Raw genomic sequence first — 16880 nt, 5'->3', positions numbered from 1 at the left:
GCCCATGGAAAAGGTCATCGCTGCCCTCTGGGCCCCGCCGCACCAATCGCGGGAGGATTTCGGCGCCGCACTGCTCGGCACCCTGCCCCAGGCGCTCGTCGCTGCGGGAGCGAGCCGGGTTCGGCTCAACCTGCGCGATGCCACGGTCGCCCCCGGCGAGGCGCTGGTCCAGCAGTGGCAGGCGCCGCAGCAGGCCGCCGTCGTGCAGTTCTGGATGCCCTCGGCAAACGCCCGCTTCCGGACTGAGGTAGATGCCGCGCTGGCCGCGCATTCGGCCTGGTTCGCCGCATGGCTGGTCTGCGAATCCGAGATCATCCCCAACACCGCGCATCCGTGTTCTGCAAATGTTTCCCCGGGGAAACACCGCACCTGGGGCTGGAGCCAGGCCAGCTTCATCACCTTCCGCCCGGACATCACCCGCGAAGAGGCCGTCGCCCACTGGCATTCGCACCACACGCGGGTGGCGATCGAGGCGCAATCGAATTTCGAATACGTCCAGAACCTGATCGTCCGCCCCCTCACCGAAGGCGCGCCGGCCTACAGCGCATTCGTCGAGGAATGTTTTCCCCTGGAAGCGCTCGAACAGCCCGAAGTCTTCTTCGATGCCGTGGGCAACCCGGAAAAGTTCAAGGCCAATCTCGACGCGATGATGGCCAGCTGCCACGCCTTCATCGACTTCACCCGCAACGATATCATCCCCACCAGCCAGTTCGATTTCGCCCACCTGGGCTGAAGATCGCGCAAGAGGAATCCACCATGTCCGAACAACCGAAAGTGGCTCTCGTAACTGGCGCCAGCCGGGGTGCAGGCGCCGGCATCGCGCGCGGCTTTGGCGAGATGGGCTACACCGTCTACGTCACCGGGCGCACCGTTACGCCGGGTGACGCGAAGGGCTGGGACGGCACCGTGCTGCCCGGCACGGTATCCGAAACCGCGCAGAGGATCACCGAGAACGGCGGCAAGGGCATTCCCGTGGTCTGCGACCATGCCGACGATGCCAGCGTCGCCCGCGTATTCGAACAGATCATGGACGAGCAGGGCCGCCTCGACGTGCTGGTCAACAATGCCGCCTACATGCACCACCAGCTGATCGAGAAGGCGCCGTTCTGGGAAAAGGAACTGGATGCGCAGAAGATCATCGATGTCGGTCTGCGCAGTGCCTACGTCGCCAGTTGGCACGCGGCGAAGATCATGGTTCCGCAGAAGTCGGGCCTGATCGCGATGACCTCGTCGTTCGGCGCGACCTGCTACATGCACGGCCCCGCCTACGGCGCGCAGAAGGCCGGGCTCGACAAGCTGGCGCACGACATGGAGCACGATTTCCGCGGCACCGGCGTGATCGCCGTCTCGCTCTGGCTCGGCCCGCAACTGACCGAGCGCGCGCTGATCGCGGCCAAGACCAACCCGGAGCAGTACGAAGGCTTCCTGTCGATGGCCGAGAACCCCGAATTCTCCGCCCACGTCCTTGCTGCCATCGACCGGGCGCCGAACCGCGACGAGCTTTCGGGCCAGACGCTTATCGTGGCGGAAATCGCCAAGGAACTGGGCGTGAAGGACAGGGGCCACGACCGCCCCTCGCACCGCGAAATGCTCGGCAGCCCGCGCCCGAAGAACCCGGCGGCGGTCTATTGAAGGGTAGCGCCGAAGCACCTTCGCCTAATTGCTTCGTCACCCTGAACTCGTTTCAGGGTCCATTTCTCGACATCCACGGACAGTGTTCGGTGAGAGATGGATGCTGAAACAAGTTCAGCATGACGGGGCTGTGGTTGAAGGCTTGTTCGGCAAAGCGCTCAGGCACGTTCGCTCAATGATCCCCGCCGGATCATCCTGCGATACCGAGATCCGCGAACCCCTTGCACCAGCCCCCCCGCCCCATACCCTTCGCCCGTTCGAGCCGGAGCAACCGGCCAGACGGGGAGATGATCGATGGCAAGTGCAGCAGCGGGTGCAGACGGCCTTCCCTTGCTCGATGGCGGCGTGCCGCTGCTCGGGCACCTCGCCCAGTTCTTTCGCGATCCGGTTTCCGTCCTGAAGCGCGGCTATCGCTCGAAGGGCCGGCTCTTCGCGATGAACTTCATGGGCCAGCGCATGAACGTGATGCTGGGGCCGGAACACAACCGCTTCTTCTTCGAGGAAACCGACAAGCTGCTCTCGATCCGAGAGTCGATGCCGTTCTTCCTCAAGATGTTCTCGCCCGAGTTCTACTCGTTTGCCGAGATGGACGAATACCTGCGCCAGCGCGCGATCATCATGCCCCGGTTCAAGGCGGCATCGATGAAGCAGTACGTGCCGGTGATGGTCGAGGAATCGCTGAACCTCGTCGAACGGCTGGGTGAGGAAGGCGAGTTCGACCTGATCCCGACGCTGGGCCCCGTGGTAATGGACATCGCCGCGCACAGCTTCATGGGGCGCGAATTCCACGAGAAGCTTGGCCACGAATTCTTCGAGCTGTTCCGCGACTTCTCGGGCGGCATGGAGTTCGTGCTGCCGCTGTGGCTGCCGACACCAAAGATGGTGAAAAGCCAGCGCGCCAAGAAGAAGCTCCACGCGATCCTGCAATCGTGGATCGACAAGCGCCGCGCCAGTCCGCTCGATCCGCCCGACTTCTTCCAGACGATGATCGAGACGAAGTATCCCGATGGCCGCGCCGTGCCCGACGAGATCATCCGGCACCTGATCCTGCTGCTGGTCTGGGCGGGCCACGAAACCACCGCCGGGCAAGTCAGCTGGGCGCTGGCCGACCTCCTCCAGAACCCCGGCTACCAGCAGGTGCTGCGCGAAGAGGTCGCCTCGCTGCTCGGCGGCAGCGACGGGCGCGCACTGGGCTGGGAGCAGGCCGTGGCGATGGAGAAGATGGACCTCGCCCTGCGCGAGACAGAGCGGCTCCACCCCGTCGCCTACATGCTCAGCCGCAAGGCCAGTGCCGATATCGAGCGCGACGGCTATCGCATCCGCAAGGGCGAATTCGTGCTGCTCGCGCCCTCGGTCAGCCATCGCATGGAAGAAACCTTCCGCAATGCCGATGCCTATGACCCCGAGCGCTTCAACCCGCAGAACCCGGACGCGCAGATCGAGAGCAACTCGCTGATCGGCTTCGGCGGCGGGGTGCATCGCTGTGCGGGGGTAAACTTCGCGCGCATGGAAATGAAGGTGCTGGTGGCGATCCTGCTGCAGAACTTCGACATGGAGCTGATCGACGAAGTGCGCCCCATCGCCGGCGCATCGACCTACTGGCCCGCCCAGCCCTGCCGCGTGCGCTACAAGCGGCGCAAGCTGGATGGCGCGGGTGGAAGCGCGGACGTGGCGGCGCTCGCCAAGGCGGCCGGTTGCCCGGCCCATGCATGAGGCGCACTGAATGGCCAAGGTGACTTTCGTCCAGCCGGACGGCTCGGCGCGGACTTGCGTGAACTTCGAGGGCATGACCCTGATGCAGCTCGCGGTCGGCAACCTTGTCGACGGGATCGACGCGCTGTGCGGCGGCATGATGCAGTGCGCCACCTGCCATTGCTACATCGACCCGGACTGGCTTGACCGCACCGGCCCCGCCCGGCCGGAAGAACGCGAGATGCTCGAGGCCATCGATGGCGTCGAGATCCGCCCGAACAGCCGCCTGTCCTGCCAGGTCCAGCTTGGCGAGGAGTTGGACGGGCTGGTGGTGCACATTCCGGCGGAGCAACCGGGAATCTAGCAATAACAGTGCCCTCTCCCTGCGCATTCGGTTGACATGTGCTCTTCCGGAAAACAGTATGCGTAGAAATAGAAACAACTATTGCCGAATCATCGGCATGGAGAGGGTAGTTGCCGTATGACTGCGGTGGATAACGCAAAGCTCGCTGCGCAGGCGCTCGATTTCGCCGGCAAGACCGTGCTGGTCACCGGCGGTGGCGTCGGCATCGGGCGCGCCATTGCCGAGGCCTTCGCCGGAGCCGGCGCGCAAGTGGTGATCGCCGAGATCGACCCCGCCAATGCCGATGCAGCCGAAGCCGCCATGCCATCGGCCCGCGTGATCCGCTGCGACGTGCGCCAGCGCGGCGTCGGCGCAATGCTGGCCGAGCGGATCGCCGCCGAGACCGGCCGGCTGGACGTGCTGGTCAACAATGTCGGCCACTTCGTCCACGCCCGCCCCTTCGCCATGCTGGAGGACGAGGAGGCCGAGGAAATCCTCGACGTGAACCTTGGCCAGATGCTGCGCATGACCCGCGCGATGATTCCGCTGCTGCGCAAGGGCGCGCCCGGCTCCTCGATCATCAACGTCACCTCGATCGAAGCGCATCGCGGCATCCCCTATTGCTCGGTCTATGCCGCGGCGAAATGGGCCGTCACCGGCTTTACCAAGAGCCTCGCGCTCGAGCTTGGCCCCGAGGGCATCCGCGTCAACACCATCGCGCCCGAGACGACCGACACCCCCCAAGTGGCGCTCGATATCATGATCCCGCCGGAAAACCGCGCACACGAGGAGCGCTGGATTCCGCTGGGCCGCTTCGGCCGCCCCAGCGACTGTGCAGGCGCGGCGCTCTACCTCGCCAGCCCGCTGGCGGCATGGGTAACGGGCAGCGCGATCAACATCGATGGCGGCGCACTGGCAGCAGCAGGCTGGTATCGCACGCCGCAGGGCGAATGGACCAACGTGCCGCTGATTTCGGGCAATGGCCTCGTTGTTCCGGGAACCGTGGCATGAGCGACCTTGCCGCCCTGCGCCGCACCGCCGAGCGCTATGCCCTCGGCGCAGACCGGCGCGACAAGGCGCTGTGGCGCGAAGTGCTGGCCGACGATGTCGAGATCAGCGGCCCTGGCTTCAGCATCACCGGGCTGGAAGCCAACCTCGGATCGATCGACCACCTCGCCCACGCCTTCACCATGACGCGCCACATGGTGCACGACATGGACGTGACCGTGGACGGTGACACCGCGCAGGGCGAGACCCGTTCCACCGCCGAGCACCGCATTGCCGCGCCGGACGGCGACAAGCTGCTGGTCTGGGCGATCCGCTACCAGGACCAGTGGCGGCGCGAACAAGGCACATGGAGATTCAACCGCCGCACCCTGATCGTCGATTGGGAAGAACTGCGCGCCGTCTCAAATCCGGGCGGCGCGGCGTGAGCGGTCTTTCCGGCCGTACCGTCTTTATCACCGGTGCCACCGGAGCCATTGCCGAGGCCTGCGCGCTGCAGCTGGCGCGTGACGGGGCGCGCCTCGCCCTGATGGCGCGGCGGGCCGACGGGCTTGCCGAAACCGCCGCGCGCATCCGCGCGCACGTGCCGGACGCGCAAGTCCACACCTTCATCGGCGATGGCACCGACGAGCAGGCCGTGGCCGCAGCGGTACGCGGCGCCCGCGCCTTGGCCGGCAGGCTCGACGTCGCCTTTGCCACGGTCGGTGGCGGCGGGTTCCGCCCGCTGATCGAGACCACCGCCGCAGACCTTCGCGATGCCTTCGAGAGCAACGTCGTCTCCGCCTTCCACGTGATCCGCACTGCTGCGCCGCTGATGCAGCCAGGCGGGTCGATCGTCTGCCTGTCATCGGGCGCGGCGGTCCTCACCTTCCGCCATCTGGCCGCCTACCACATGGCCAAGGCGGCGCTCGAAGGCCTGGTGCGCTCGGCGGCGGACGAGCTCGGCCCCTCGGGCCTGCGCGTCAATGCCATCCGCCCGGGCCTCACCCGTTCGGGCGCGACACAGGGCATGTTCGAGGGCGGAGCGGCCGAGGCCTTCCTGCCCGAATACCCGCTCGGCCGGCTGGGCGAGGCCGACGACATGGCCGGCGCGGTACGCTTCCTTGCCGGCGACGAAAGCGCCTGGGTGACCGGGCAGTGCATCGCGGTCGATGGCGGCAACCTGCTGCGCCGCAGCCCCGATCTTGCACCGCTACCAGTGGTGAACGCGAATTCCGAAGGGAGAGAATGATGAAAGTACTGGTCATCGGTGGCACCGGGGCCCTTGGCGGCCACGCCGCGCTGCATCTGGCGCGCCAGGGCCATGACGTGACGATCACCGGCCGCTCGTCGGCGCCGCAGGGCACGCCGCTGACAGGGCTCGGCTTTCTCAAGGGAGATTACGTGGCGGGTGATTTCACCGCTGCAACGCTTTCCGGCTTCGACTGGATGGTCTTTGCCGCAGGCAACGACCCGCGCCACGTGCCGCAGGGCGAGGATTTTGGCGCATGGCTGAAGAAAGCCAACCACGAAGCGCTGCCGGCCGTCTTCGCCGCCGCGCGCGAAGCCGGGGTCAGCCGAGCCATCCAGCTCGGCAGCTTCTACCCGCAGGCCGCACCGGAGCTGATTGCGGGCAACGTCTATATCCAGTCGCGCCTTGCCGCGTGCCAGCTTGCCCGCAACGAGGGTGCCGAGGGCTTCGACGTGATCAGCGTCAATGCCCCCTTCATGGTCGGCGCCGTTCCCGGCCTGCCCAGCGCGATCTTCGAGCCTTACGTGGCATGGGCCAACGGCCAGATCCCGATCCCGTTCTTCGCTCCCACCGGCGGCACCAACTTCATGTCGTTCCGGTCACTGTCCGAAGCCATCGAGGGTGCGTTGTTGCGGGGCGAGCCGGGCAAGGCCTATCTGGTGGGTGACGAGAACCTGGCCTTCCGCGAATACTTCCAGCTGTTCTTCGACGCAGTTGGCAGTGACGTGAAGCTGGAAGAGCGCGACGAGGAATTGCCGCTCCTGCCAGACGTGGCCATCCCGCAAGGGCGCGGCAACACGATCAGTTATGAACCCGACGCTGGCGAAACCGCGCTGCTCGGCTATCGTCGCGGCGACGTGGCTGCGGCCGTGGCCGAAATCGTCGCCCAGTACGGGTAAGGGAGAGATACCGATGACGCTCAATCCGCAGGTCGAGGCGCTGCTCGGCTTCTTCGCGCAGATGCCGCCGGTCGATTACGAGACGATCACGCCCGAGGCCCTGCGCGAGGCGAACCGGCCGATGCAGATGGGCCCGCCCCCGGCCGTGGCCGAAGTGCGCGACCTGACATTGGACCTGCCCGGCCGCTCCATCGCCGCGCGGCTCTATAAGCCCGAGGGCGCGGGAGAGAACGCGCCGCTGGTGCTGTTCTACCATGGCGGAGGCTGGGTGATCGGCTCGATCGAGACGCACGATGCCTCGGCCCGAGCCCTTGCCGTGGCCAGCGGCGCGGCGGTGCTGTCGGTGGACTACCGCCTTGCCCCGGAAACGCCCTTCCCCGGCCCGCTCGACGATTGCCATGACGCCCTGCTGTGGGCGGTGGACCACGCGGCAGACCTTGGGATCGACAAGCACCGCCTGGCCGTGGCCGGTGACAGCGCGGGCGGCAACCTCGCCGCTGCCGTGGCGATCCGGGCACGCGATGCCGGCGGGCCGAAGCTCGCCCACCAGCTGCTGATCTACCCGGTCACCGACACCAACTTCGAGAACGGCTCCTATACCGAGAATGCCGAAGGCTACTTCCTCACCACCCGCATGATGCAGTGGTTCTGGGCGCATTACGTGGGCGATCATGCCAACGCGCACCCGGAAGCAGCGGTGCTGCAGCACGCGGACCTTTCAGGCCTGCCGCCCGCCACGGTGCTGGTGGCGCAGTACGATCCCTTGCGCGACGAAGGGCTGGACTATGCCGAGGCGCTGAAGCAGGCCGGCGTGCCGGTCGAGACCGAACTCGCGCCCGGCATGATCCACGGCTTCTTCTCGATGTTCGAGGCGGTGCCCGATGCCATGCCCTATATCGAACGGGCGGGTGCACGGTTGAAGGCAGCGTTCGCGGCCTGACCGCTAACCGGCGAAGCGCGCCGAGGCTTGCAGCACGGTGCGCTCCGACCGCTCCCAGGCAGCGACGAAATCGGCAAGCGGCATGGGCTTGCCGAACAGGTAGCCCTGCAGCTTGTGGCATCCGGCCTGCCGCAGCAGCTGCGCCTGTTCCTCGGTCTCGACCCCCTCGGCGATCACGCGCATGTCGAGCCCACAGGCCAGCATGATCGCCCCGGTCACCAGCATCGCGCCCTTGCTCCCCGGTGCCAGGCCGTCGAGCAGCGACTTGTCGATCTTGATGTGGCTGAAGCCATAGCTGCGCAGGTAGTGGATGCTGGTGAAGCCCGTGCCGAAATCGTCGAGCGCGATCGACATGCCGCGCTCCTTGAACGTCTCGACTGCGCGCACCACGCGCTCCGGATTGGCGAGGAGATAGCCCTCGGTGATCTCGAACTGCAACCGCTCGGGGGGAAAGCGGGTCTGCTCCAGCACATGGGCAACCTGCCGTTCGAAATGCGAATCCCGAAACTGTGCCGGGCTGACATTGACGCTGAGCCGCAAGTCGCCCAGCGGTGCAATATCGCGGCAGGCGCGTTCGAGCACGAACATGCCGAGCGGATGGATCTGCCCGGTGGCCTCGGCAATGTCGATGAAATCATCCGGCGGCAGCGGGCCCTCGGGGCGACGCGGCCAGCGCAGCAGGGCTTCCACCGCCACAATCCGTCCCGTCTGGGCATCTACCTCGGGCTGGTAGTAGACTTCGAACTCATCGCGGGCAAGGCCGCGACCGATCTGCGTTTCGACGGCCAGGCGATGTTTTCGACCCTCATCGAACGCGGCATCATAGACGGCGACCTGGTTCTTGCCGCCGGTCTTGGCGTGATACATCGCAGTATCGGCGCGGCGCAGCAATTCGCGTGGCGTTCCGGCCGCATCGGTATTGGCGGCAACGCCGATGCTGGCGCCCACCTGCAGCACGTGGCGTTCGACCAGCACCGGCAGCGAGATTTCCTCGAGGATCGTTGCGGCCAGACGTTCCGCCTCGGCCTGCGCCTTGGGCATTTCCAGCAGCACCGCAAACTCGTCGCCGCCGACCCGGGCAAGTCGTGCATGCGCAGGGCAATGCTGGCCCAGCCGCAGGCAGATGCTGCGGATCAGGGCGTCGCCGGCCTGGTGGCCGTGCTCGTCGTTGACTTCCTTGAAGCCATCGAGATCGATGAAGATCACCGCAAGACTATCGGGCAGGGGATCAGCCCGCGCCTCGAGTCGATCAAGCCGCGTCAGGAGTTCGCGGCGGTTGGGCAGGCCGCTCAGCGGATCGCTGAACGCGATGCGCCGGTTTTCCTCGGAGAGCTTTTCGGCCTCCATCTGCCGCGTGCGGAGCGTGCGCTGGGAGCGGACCAGTTCGGAGAACGAGATGTTGTAGCGGTGCGTCACCACGATCATGCCGATGCACACCAGAGTCAGCACCACCGATTGACCGAGCAGCTTTCCGCCATCCACCCACGAGAAGTAGAACAGGAACGACAGCGTGCTGACCAGCGCCACGCGCATCGCGGCGGGACGCAGGGTCATCAGGCAGAAGACAGTGCTGACCTCGGTCAGACCAAGGAAAAACGTCAGGTTGCTGCGCGCATAGGCATCGCCATCGGGATAGACCCAGATGCACCACGCCTCGAACGCCATGGTCATCAGGATCGCCAGCCAGCAGGTGCGCCGCAGGCAGGCCGCGATGTATTCGTCAGACAGCTTGGCCGGATCGCCCTGCTGCCACCACCAGATGCCGCGCCACACGGCAATGCCGCATGTCACGAGTGGCGTCACGACGGTCTTGATCGGGCGCGCCGGGTCGAAGAACGACAGGGCGATGGCAAAGGCATTGCACACCAGAATCGCATAGAGCAGCGGCATCTGGCGCGAAAACGAACGAAACTGCGCCCGCGTCAGCTCCGGATCGCTGGTATCCAGCCTGAGGATGTTCGCAAAGGCCTGCATCCCCACCGTGTTTCGCCCTAAGTCCTTGAATCTTGGTTAAGATGCAGAACTTAGGCGAAAACCTTGAAGAGGCGGTATTATCGGGGACCCCGTAGAATTGCTTAGTCCGCCGCCGAGCACTGCCGCACCCTCCCCATTTTCACGCAGTGCAAATGGGGAGACGACAGTCGCATCAGCGGCTGACGGAAGGGTAACTCAGGCGCACAGCCCGCGGATATAGCCGAACGCCTCGACCGAAGGCTTGGTCGGCTGCAGTTCCAGGCCGATCGTGCCCTTGTAGCCCAGACGCTCGAAGCGGGCGAGCGCCCCCGGCCAATCGATCTTGCCCGATCCCGGTTCGCCCCGGCCCGGCGCGTCGGCGATCTGCACGTGCACCACGTGGTGCATCGCCGCGGCCAGCGCCTCGTCCGGGTCCTCGCCTTCCACCACCGAATGGTAGAGGTCGTAGAGCACCTTGACGCGAGGGCTGTCCAGCATGTCGGCCACCACCACGCTGTCGTGCGTGGTGGAGCACAGCACGCCGGGATGGTCATGCCGGGTGTTGGCGGATTCGAGCAGGATCGTCACGTCCAGCTCCTCGGCGATCGGCAGGATCTTGCGCAGGGCATCGGCAAAGATCGAAAGCTGCACCGGACGCTTCAACCATGGCACGCCGCGCCCGGAAGTGACCACCACGTTCGAGCAGCCGAGGAACTTGGCCGCCGAGGCCGCCTCGCGGAACACCTCGCAGAAGCCCTCGTGCGTGGCGGGATCGACCAGCTGCGTCACATAGTCCGCCACCGTGCTGATCAGTTCGACGCCGTTGGCATCGAGCGCCGCCTTGATCGCATCAAGATCGCGCCCCTTCAGCAGGAACAGCTCCACCTTGCGGAAGCCTGCCGCTGCAGCCGCGGCAATGCGGTCCTCGATCTTGTCGCCCGCTTCGGTGAAGCCGTATTCGAGGTTTACCGAGAGTTCGAAAGCCATGGCTCAGTTCCCCCAGATGCGGCGGGCCATCGCCTGGTGGCGGCGGACCTGTTCGAAGGCATCGCGCATGTCATAGGCATGGCCTTCCCATTCGGAGACCATCGTGCCGGTGAACCCGCCATCCTTGAACAGCGGCAGGATCGTGTCGTAATCGATCGCTTCCTCGACCAGATCCTCGCTCACGCCATAGAACTTGCCGTGGATGTGGATGGTGCGATCGACCAGCGCCGCCCAGCTCTTGGGATCGTGGTTCGAAAGGATGAAGAACGCCAGGCACGCCGCCTGAACTTCCAGCGGGCCATGGCCCTTGGGCAGAGCCCACTCGCGCAGGCGCCCGGCCTTCTCGTGGCTCATGCCGTCTTCGAGCCAGACTTCCTTGAGCTTGTCGAGCAGGTCTTCCTTGGCCCCCTTGGCGCGCGCAGCATCGAGCATCGATTCCGGGATGCGGCTTGCCGTACCGCCGAAGTCGGGAATCCAGCCCAGGTACGGCGTGTTCAGCTTGTCGTACATCTCGCCATAGGCCTGCACCGCGGGGTGCCCCGCCCACATCGGCGCGTGGACTTCCACGCCCATGCGGATGTCCAGCTCCTCGGCATAGGGTGCGATTTCCGGCAGCAGGTGCACCGGCAGCGCGAACTGGTAGCGCACCAGGCTGAAGCCCATCTTCTTTGCCGAACGCAGCTGGCGCTTGTGGTATTCCACCAGCGCGGCGTCCTCGATCGGCTGCGCGCCCGGCTTGAGGAAGCGGTCGGAATTGATCGCGCAGGAAACCGGGTTCAGGCCCGTCTCGGCGATCATCTGCTTGAACTCTTCGGCGAACTTGTCCGAAACGTCGGGGAATTCACGGAAGTTCTGGAAGCCGATGATCTCGATGTTCGGACCCAGGTTGCGCTTGGCCACTTCGGCCAGCAGCGTATCGAGCTCGAACTGGCGGGTCAGATACTCGTTGGTGAAGGAATAGAGCGTAACGCCGGTCTGCGGACCAGTTGCGGTAGTAGCCATGATTGCCGGTCCTCTCTCAGGCAGCTTCGACGGTGAGCGTGGAGGTCTGCGGATTGGTCCGCTTCATCCCCGGAATGTAGGGCGGGCTGATGAACAGGTTCAGCGAAACCTCGCGGGTTTCACCCACCTCGGCGCTGAGCGAAGGCAGCACCAGAAACGCCGAATCGCGGATGAACCAGAAGGTGTCCACCTTCTCGCCATTCTCCGAAAGCGGCCATTGCTGGCCGTTGTATTCGATCAGCGCGTCGGACAAGTCGACAGCCTCGCCACCCACCGACAGCGGCCCCACTTCCACCACCGAAAACGGCAGCGAGCGATACCATGGCAGGCGCATCGCCAGCTTCAACCCGCCTGCCGTAGCGGCAAGTCCTTCTTCTCCGATCACCCGTTCGACTGGCAGCACGTTTGCTCTCCCGATAATTAGAATGCTTCTTCTAATCATCGCTTGACAGCGGGTCAAGGCCTGTGCAGATAAAAAGAGAACTTCAGTTCTATTCTAATTCAGGGACAGGTGCCAGAGGGTCATGGCGGAATTCGATTACATCATCGTGGGTGCGGGCTCGGCAGGCTGCGTTCTGGCCAACCGCCTCAGCGCCAATCCGCAAACCCGCGTCCTGCTGATCGAGGACGGTGGCGACAACCAGCACCCCTTCATCAAGATGGCCGGCGGCTTCATCAAGATGATGGGCAACCCCGATTACTTCCGCGTCTACCAGACCGAACCGCGCCCCGGCATGCGCGGCGGCATCCACACTTACGGGCGCGGCATGGGTGGCTCCTCGGCCATCAACGGCACCTGGTATCTCACCGGCATGCCCAAGGACTTCGACAGCTGGACCGACCACGGCCTGTCGGGCTGGGGCTGGGACGAGATCGCCCGCTGCTACAGGAAGTTCGAGGACTATCGCGATCCCGGCGCGCATCCCGGCCGAGGCCAGGGTGGTGAACTGCAGGTCACTGCCTCGACCTACCAGTCGCCGGTGCTCGATGCGCTGGTCGCCGGCTTCGGCACGCAGGGCATGCCCTGGCTCGACGATATCACCACGCCCGGCAAGCAGGGCGTCGGCCGCAGCCAGTACACCGTCGATCGCAAGGGGGTGCGCGAAAGCTCGTACAAGGCCTTCGTCATGCCGATCCTCGGCCGCCACAACCTTACCATTGCCCAGCACACTGCGGTAAAGCGCGTCACCATCGAAGGCGGCCGCGCCACTGGCGTCGTCACCGAAGCCAACGGGGAAGAGCGCACCCACACCGCGACGCGCGAAGTCATCCTCTCCGCCGGCGTCTATGGCTCGCCGCAGCTGCTCCAGCTGTCGGGCGTCGGCCCTGGCGCCACGCTGCAGGCCTTGGGCATCCCGGTGATCAAGGACCTCGCTCGCGTCGGCCAGAACCTGTCCGATCACACCAAGTTCGGCGTCTCGTTCGACCTGACGAACCACCCCGGCACCAACCGCGAGTTCTTCGGTTGGCGGCTCTATCGCAATGCGCTGCAGTATTTCCTCACCGGCACCGGCCACCTCGCCCGCGTCGGCATGCCGATTACCGGCCTGGTCGCCAGCGAAGGCACGCCCGAGGACTGGCCCGATCTGCAGGTCGGCGCCGCGCCCTTCGCCATGCGCACGGTGAACGAGATGGCCGCCCGCCCCGGCAGCCCGCTCACGCCCAATCCCGGCCTCACCTTCTCGGGCTATCACCTGCGGCCCAAGAGCCGCGGCTCGATCCGCCTCACTTCGCCTAACTTCCGCGATGCCCCGATCGCCGACGCCGCGATCTGGTCCGATCCCTCGGACCGGGCCAAGAGCCTCGAACTCTTCCGCCTGTTCCGCGCAATCGCCGGGTCCGAACCGCTGAAAGCCTTCATCGGCACCGAACGCATGCCCGGCCCCGACGTGCAGGACGAGGCCGCGATCCTGGCCGAGCTTGCCAAGATGGTCGAAGTCGGCCTCCACGGCACCGGCACCTGCGCCATGGGCACCGACGAAGCCACCTCCGTCACCGACGCCCGCGCCCGCGTCCACGGCATTGGCTCCCTGCGCGTGGTCGACTGCTCGATCATGCCCACCCCGATTTCGGGCAACACCAACGGCCCCGCCATGGCGGTAGCGGAACGCGCGGCGGAACTGATTTTGGAGGATGCGCGGTAAGAACCCCTCCGTCAGCCGCCAACACGGCTGCCACCTCCCCGTTTGCGCTCACGCAAAAACAGGGAGGATCAAAGCCCAGGCGCGTACCCACCAATCCTCCCCATTTTCACAAAGTGCAAATGGGCCAGAACACAAGCGATCCTCCCCATTTTCACGAAGTGCAAATGGGGAGTGGCAGCGCGAAGCGCTGACGGAGGGGCAAATCCGCAACCGCGCCCTCCCCGCTAATCCTCCTCACGCAGCCACTTGCGCTGCTCCTTGATCGTCTCGCTGAGCTTCGGCCCCGCGCAATACTCCTGCTCGAACGCCGTCAGAGGTGGCGGCGGCGGTTCCTCGAACTTCGCGGCGATTTCCTTGCGCAGGCAGAACCCCGCCGCCTCGCGCACACCCAGCATGTCGATGGGGATGCGGCTCGTCTCCTTTCGCGCGATCGGTCCTGCCAGATCGGCAATCGTCCCGGCCCACGCAGTCCGGTTTTCCCGAGCCTCCGTGCCCTTTCCGCCAGCCTTGGGCGAAATGACGATGCTCGCCCTAACCGCCTCGGTTTCATCAAAGCTGCCGAGTTCGCGCAAACCGTTCGCAAGCCGGAATCGCGCAGCAATGGCTTCGAGGTTCCCCGCATCCGGCTTCACCAGCCGCGCCGCCTCGACGAATTCCGTATTGTAACGCCGCGCCCGTTCGCCTGCCGGATCGTCGTTCTTCGCCTCCCAGCTTGCTTCCAGCAACCACCAGTGCAGATCCTTGTCGCCCAGAAACTGCGCGGTGCGATAGGCCAGATAGCGCGGCGTCTCGCCTGCGCTGCGTAGCGCCTTGTAACCCTCGCTCGCGATGAAGGGCGCAAGCCGCGCCACTTCCTCGGGCGTGAAGTCGCGGTACATCACCAGCCCGTTCGATGGGCACTGCGGCAATTCCACCGGAAACCGGCCCGAACCCAAAGGCATTCCATCCGGCAGCGCACCCCAGGTCGAGATAGACATCAGCGCCATCCGCGTGAACTTTTCGCCGCCGACCGGACAGACAACTTCTTCCTCGGTAAAAGTGCTGGCCTGCGTGGGAGACGTCCCGCCCGCAGCAAGCACCGCCAGCAACGGCAGGAAAACCCGCCAGGCGCACTTGCCTGACTTGCACCAAGCCTCTGAAATCATTGCCAACAAGCGCCATCCCCTCGCCACCATCAGATTGCAACGATGCCATGGCCACCCTGCCAGGGCAAACGGAGCTTGCACCGATCCTGCCCGTCTCCTCACCCACCCACGCGAAAAGGCGCGGTCCTTCCCCGGGACCGCGCCTTCAGCGTGTTTTGCCGGCCTTTACATCAATCCTCCGCAGCGGCTTCCTGCTGCTGGGCCACACGCTTGATCTGGCCTTCGCCCATTGCCGAGACGACAGCCTTGCCGTTGCCGCTGCCGCTGAAGTTGGCGGCGGGCAGCATCGCCTTTTCGCCATCGACCTTGACCAGCAGGGATTGCACCCGCCCGCGGCTGTCGGCGATCACCTCGCGGATCTTGCCGATCTTCTCGCCATCGGGGCCAAGCACGTTCATGCCCTTGCTGAGCGAGAAGGCACCTTGCGCCGAAGACGCTGCGCTGCCGGCCAGGGCCAGCGATCCCGCACCGCCCGAAAGCGCGCCATTGGCCGAACCGCTCGCCATCCCCGCGCCAGAGCCAGCGACGGAACCTGCCACGCTGCGCCCGCTGGTCGCCAGCGCACCGGCAGTGCTGCGGGTGGCGTCAACCGCCCCGCGCGCCGTGCTGCGTGCCGTTCCGGCGACTTCGCCAGCGGTAGACCGCACCGCATCGGTGCCGATCAGCTGCGCATTGGCGCCACCCGAAGCCCCGCCCGAAGCCGCGCCAGAGCCGCCTGCGCGGGTCATGCCGGTCGGGGTGGAAAGCGTCTGGCCAAGGCTGCCGGTCAGCGAACCGTCGGCACTGCCCTGTGCGCCCACCTTGCCGCTCTTGCGATCGACCGACTTGCTGGCCGAAGCGCGTCCCGTGGCGTCGGCCGAGCCGCGTGTAGTGCTGCGAACGGTGCTGCGCGTCGTGCTGTCGACGCTGTCCATGGTCCGGCCGATGGTGCTGCCCCCAATCGAACCACCAAGCGTGCCGCCCAGCGATCCACCAAGGCCGCCGCCGATGCCGCCACCGCCCAGGATCTGGGCCTGTGCAGCCGGAGCCAGCGCGATCAGCATGGCGGTCGAAGCGATAAGGATCTTGCGCATCGTGAATTTCCTTTCCTCAAAGTGGGCAGGGCCGCCTTCGCAACGGCCTCTCACAAAGGAAAACGGATGGGCTGTCCGGTTTAATTCACGCCTTTTGCATTTTTTCGATTTTTTATCGGGCAGGTCTGCAGATCGTGCACAGCAGCCCGCGGCCATACGTGCCATCCGGGCCCCGTGCGCCCAGATCGATCGCCTCGGCATCAAGCTTCGGCCCCAGATTGGCGCCCCATTTCAGCGCCACGCGCGATGCCACCAGCGGCGTTGCAAACGATGTGCCGCGCACTTTCACCCGCCGCCCCGCAGCATTGGTCGCCGCGATATCGGCCCCCGGCGCGGCATAGTCGAGATGCAGCGCCCGCCCCGCCTCGATCAGCGCCCGGTTGCGCCCGTCCACCGCCGTCACCGCGATCACGCCGGGGTAGGAGGCGGGATAGGAAGGCGGCGCCGCCGGGCCATCGTTGCCCACCGCCGCCACGATCACCGCGCCCTTGCCCTGCGCCGCCTTCACCGCCCGCGCCAGCAGCGGATTGGGCGGGCCGACGAGGCTGACCGATACCACCTTCACGCCCTTGCCCACCAGCCAGTCCAGCCCCTTGGCCACCGCGAGGGCATTGCCGCCTGCCGGGTCGCTGCCATAGACATCGGCCACCAGCACGCGCTGCACCCCGGCAAACTGCAGCAGCGAGGTAACCGCGCTGCCATGATCGCTGGCCTTGGGCGCACCACGGGCAAAGCCGCGCGTTTCGGCAGGTTTCAGCCCCGGCATGGGCGCGCCGTCGATAACGCCAACCGGCGTTGCTATCGGCGGCATGGCCCCTGCCCTGCCCCCTGCCG

The 16880-nt window shown here is 65.9% G+C and carries 17 protein-coding genes; 10 read left to right on the top strand and 7 right to left on the bottom strand.

Annotated features, from left to right (window positions below):
* Nucleotides 1-4: 4 nt before the first annotated feature.
* The 9 genes from NJ75_RS11155 to estDL136 all read left to right on the top strand — a co-directional run bounded on the left by NJ75_RS11155 (nucleotide 5) and on the right by estDL136 (nucleotide 7742).
* The gene (locus tag NJ75_RS11155) at nucleotides 5-733 is read left to right on the top strand and encodes an EthD domain-containing protein (protein ID WP_039334476.1); all 729 of its coding nucleotides are present in this window, start codon (nucleotides 5-7) and stop codon (nucleotides 731-733) included.
* Between the two features lie 23 nt (nucleotides 734-756).
* On the top strand, nucleotides 757-1632 hold the full coding sequence (locus NJ75_RS11150; RefSeq protein ID WP_039334474.1) for an SDR family NAD(P)-dependent oxidoreductase: 876 nt from the start codon (nucleotides 757-759) through the stop codon (nucleotides 1630-1632).
* A gap of 294 nt (nucleotides 1633-1926) precedes the next feature.
* Nucleotides 1927-3345, top strand: a complete 1419-nt coding sequence (locus NJ75_RS11145) for a cytochrome P450 (RefSeq protein ID WP_039334473.1) — start codon at nucleotides 1927-1929, stop codon at nucleotides 3343-3345.
* 10 nt (nucleotides 3346-3355) lie between these two features.
* Nucleotides 3356-3688: a 2Fe-2S iron-sulfur cluster-binding protein gene (locus NJ75_RS11140; RefSeq protein WP_039334472.1), complete on the top strand. Its 333-nt coding sequence runs from the start codon at nucleotides 3356-3358 to the stop codon at nucleotides 3686-3688.
* Between the two features lie 117 nt (nucleotides 3689-3805).
* Complete coding sequence (locus NJ75_RS11135; protein WP_052242363.1) at nucleotides 3806-4678, top strand: SDR family NAD(P)-dependent oxidoreductase; 873 nt, start codon at nucleotides 3806-3808, stop codon at nucleotides 4676-4678.
* Nucleotides 4675-5100 (top strand): nuclear transport factor 2 family protein, encoded by a 426-nt coding sequence (locus NJ75_RS11130; RefSeq protein ID WP_039334470.1) that lies wholly within the window; start codon nucleotides 4675-4677, stop codon nucleotides 5098-5100. The genes NJ75_RS11135 and NJ75_RS11130 overlap by 4 nt, the downstream gene beginning before the upstream one ends.
* The gene (locus NJ75_RS11125; RefSeq protein WP_039334468.1) at nucleotides 5097-5903 is read left to right on the top strand and encodes an SDR family NAD(P)-dependent oxidoreductase; all 807 of its coding nucleotides are present in this window, start codon (nucleotides 5097-5099) and stop codon (nucleotides 5901-5903) included. The genes NJ75_RS11130 and NJ75_RS11125 overlap by 4 nt, the downstream gene beginning before the upstream one ends.
* Nucleotides 5903-6802, top strand: a complete 900-nt coding sequence (locus NJ75_RS11120; RefSeq protein ID WP_039334466.1) for an NAD-dependent epimerase/dehydratase family protein — start codon at nucleotides 5903-5905, stop codon at nucleotides 6800-6802. The genes NJ75_RS11125 and NJ75_RS11120 overlap by 1 nt, the downstream gene beginning before the upstream one ends.
* Nucleotides 6803-6815: 13 nt before the next feature.
* Nucleotides 6816-7742: a chloramphenicol hydrolase gene (gene estDL136, locus NJ75_RS11115; RefSeq protein ID WP_039334463.1), complete on the top strand. Its 927-nt coding sequence runs from the start codon at nucleotides 6816-6818 to the stop codon at nucleotides 7740-7742.
* A gap of 3 nt (nucleotides 7743-7745) precedes the next feature.
* On the opposite strand, the gene NJ75_RS11110 is transcribed toward estDL136, so the two are convergent.
* The 4 genes from NJ75_RS11110 to NJ75_RS11095 all read right to left on the bottom strand — a co-directional run bounded on the left by NJ75_RS11110 (nucleotide 7746) and on the right by NJ75_RS11095 (nucleotide 12087).
* Entirely contained in the window at nucleotides 7746-9716 is a 1971-nt protein-coding gene (locus NJ75_RS11110; RefSeq protein ID WP_039334462.1) for a putative bifunctional diguanylate cyclase/phosphodiesterase, read from the bottom strand.
* A 195-nt stretch (nucleotides 9717-9911) separates the two neighbouring features.
* Nucleotides 9912-10682: a TIM barrel protein gene (locus NJ75_RS11105; RefSeq protein WP_039334460.1), complete on the bottom strand. Its 771-nt coding sequence runs from the start codon at nucleotides 10680-10682 to the stop codon at nucleotides 9912-9914.
* Nucleotides 10683-10685: 3 nt separating this feature from the next.
* On the bottom strand, nucleotides 10686-11684 hold the full coding sequence (locus tag NJ75_RS11100) for a sugar phosphate isomerase/epimerase family protein (protein WP_039334458.1): 999 nt from the start codon (nucleotides 11682-11684) through the stop codon (nucleotides 10686-10688).
* 16 nt (nucleotides 11685-11700) lie between these two features.
* Nucleotides 11701-12087, bottom strand: a complete 387-nt coding sequence (locus tag NJ75_RS11095; RefSeq protein WP_039334456.1) for a C-glycoside deglycosidase beta subunit domain-containing protein — start codon at nucleotides 12085-12087, stop codon at nucleotides 11701-11703.
* A 121-nt stretch (nucleotides 12088-12208) separates the two neighbouring features.
* On the opposite strand from NJ75_RS11095, the gene NJ75_RS11090 reads away from it, so the two are divergent.
* Nucleotides 12209-13828, top strand: a complete 1620-nt coding sequence (locus tag NJ75_RS11090; RefSeq protein WP_039334454.1) for a GMC family oxidoreductase — start codon at nucleotides 12209-12211, stop codon at nucleotides 13826-13828.
* Between the two features lie 224 nt (nucleotides 13829-14052).
* Here the strand turns inward: NJ75_RS11090 and NJ75_RS11085 are convergent, their stop codons facing one another.
* The 3 genes from NJ75_RS11085 to NJ75_RS11075 form a co-directional block, all read right to left on the bottom strand.
* The gene (locus tag NJ75_RS11085; RefSeq protein ID WP_156135772.1) at nucleotides 14053-14979 is read right to left on the bottom strand and encodes a hypothetical protein; all 927 of its coding nucleotides are present in this window, start codon (nucleotides 14977-14979) and stop codon (nucleotides 14053-14055) included.
* A 164-nt stretch (nucleotides 14980-15143) separates the two neighbouring features.
* Nucleotides 15144-16046, bottom strand: a complete 903-nt coding sequence (locus tag NJ75_RS11080; RefSeq protein ID WP_052242361.1) for a PRC-barrel domain-containing protein — start codon at nucleotides 16044-16046, stop codon at nucleotides 15144-15146.
* 112 nt (nucleotides 16047-16158) lie between these two features.
* On the bottom strand, nucleotides 16159-16880 hold a 722-nt coding region (locus NJ75_RS11075; protein ID WP_039334641.1), incomplete at its 5' end, for a S8 family serine peptidase.

It is taken from the genome of Novosphingobium subterraneum (assembly GCF_000807925.1).
GTDB lineage: Bacteria > Pseudomonadota > Alphaproteobacteria > Sphingomonadales > Sphingomonadaceae > Novosphingobium > Novosphingobium subterraneum.
This window is presented reverse-complemented; position numbering and strand designations above follow the sequence as displayed.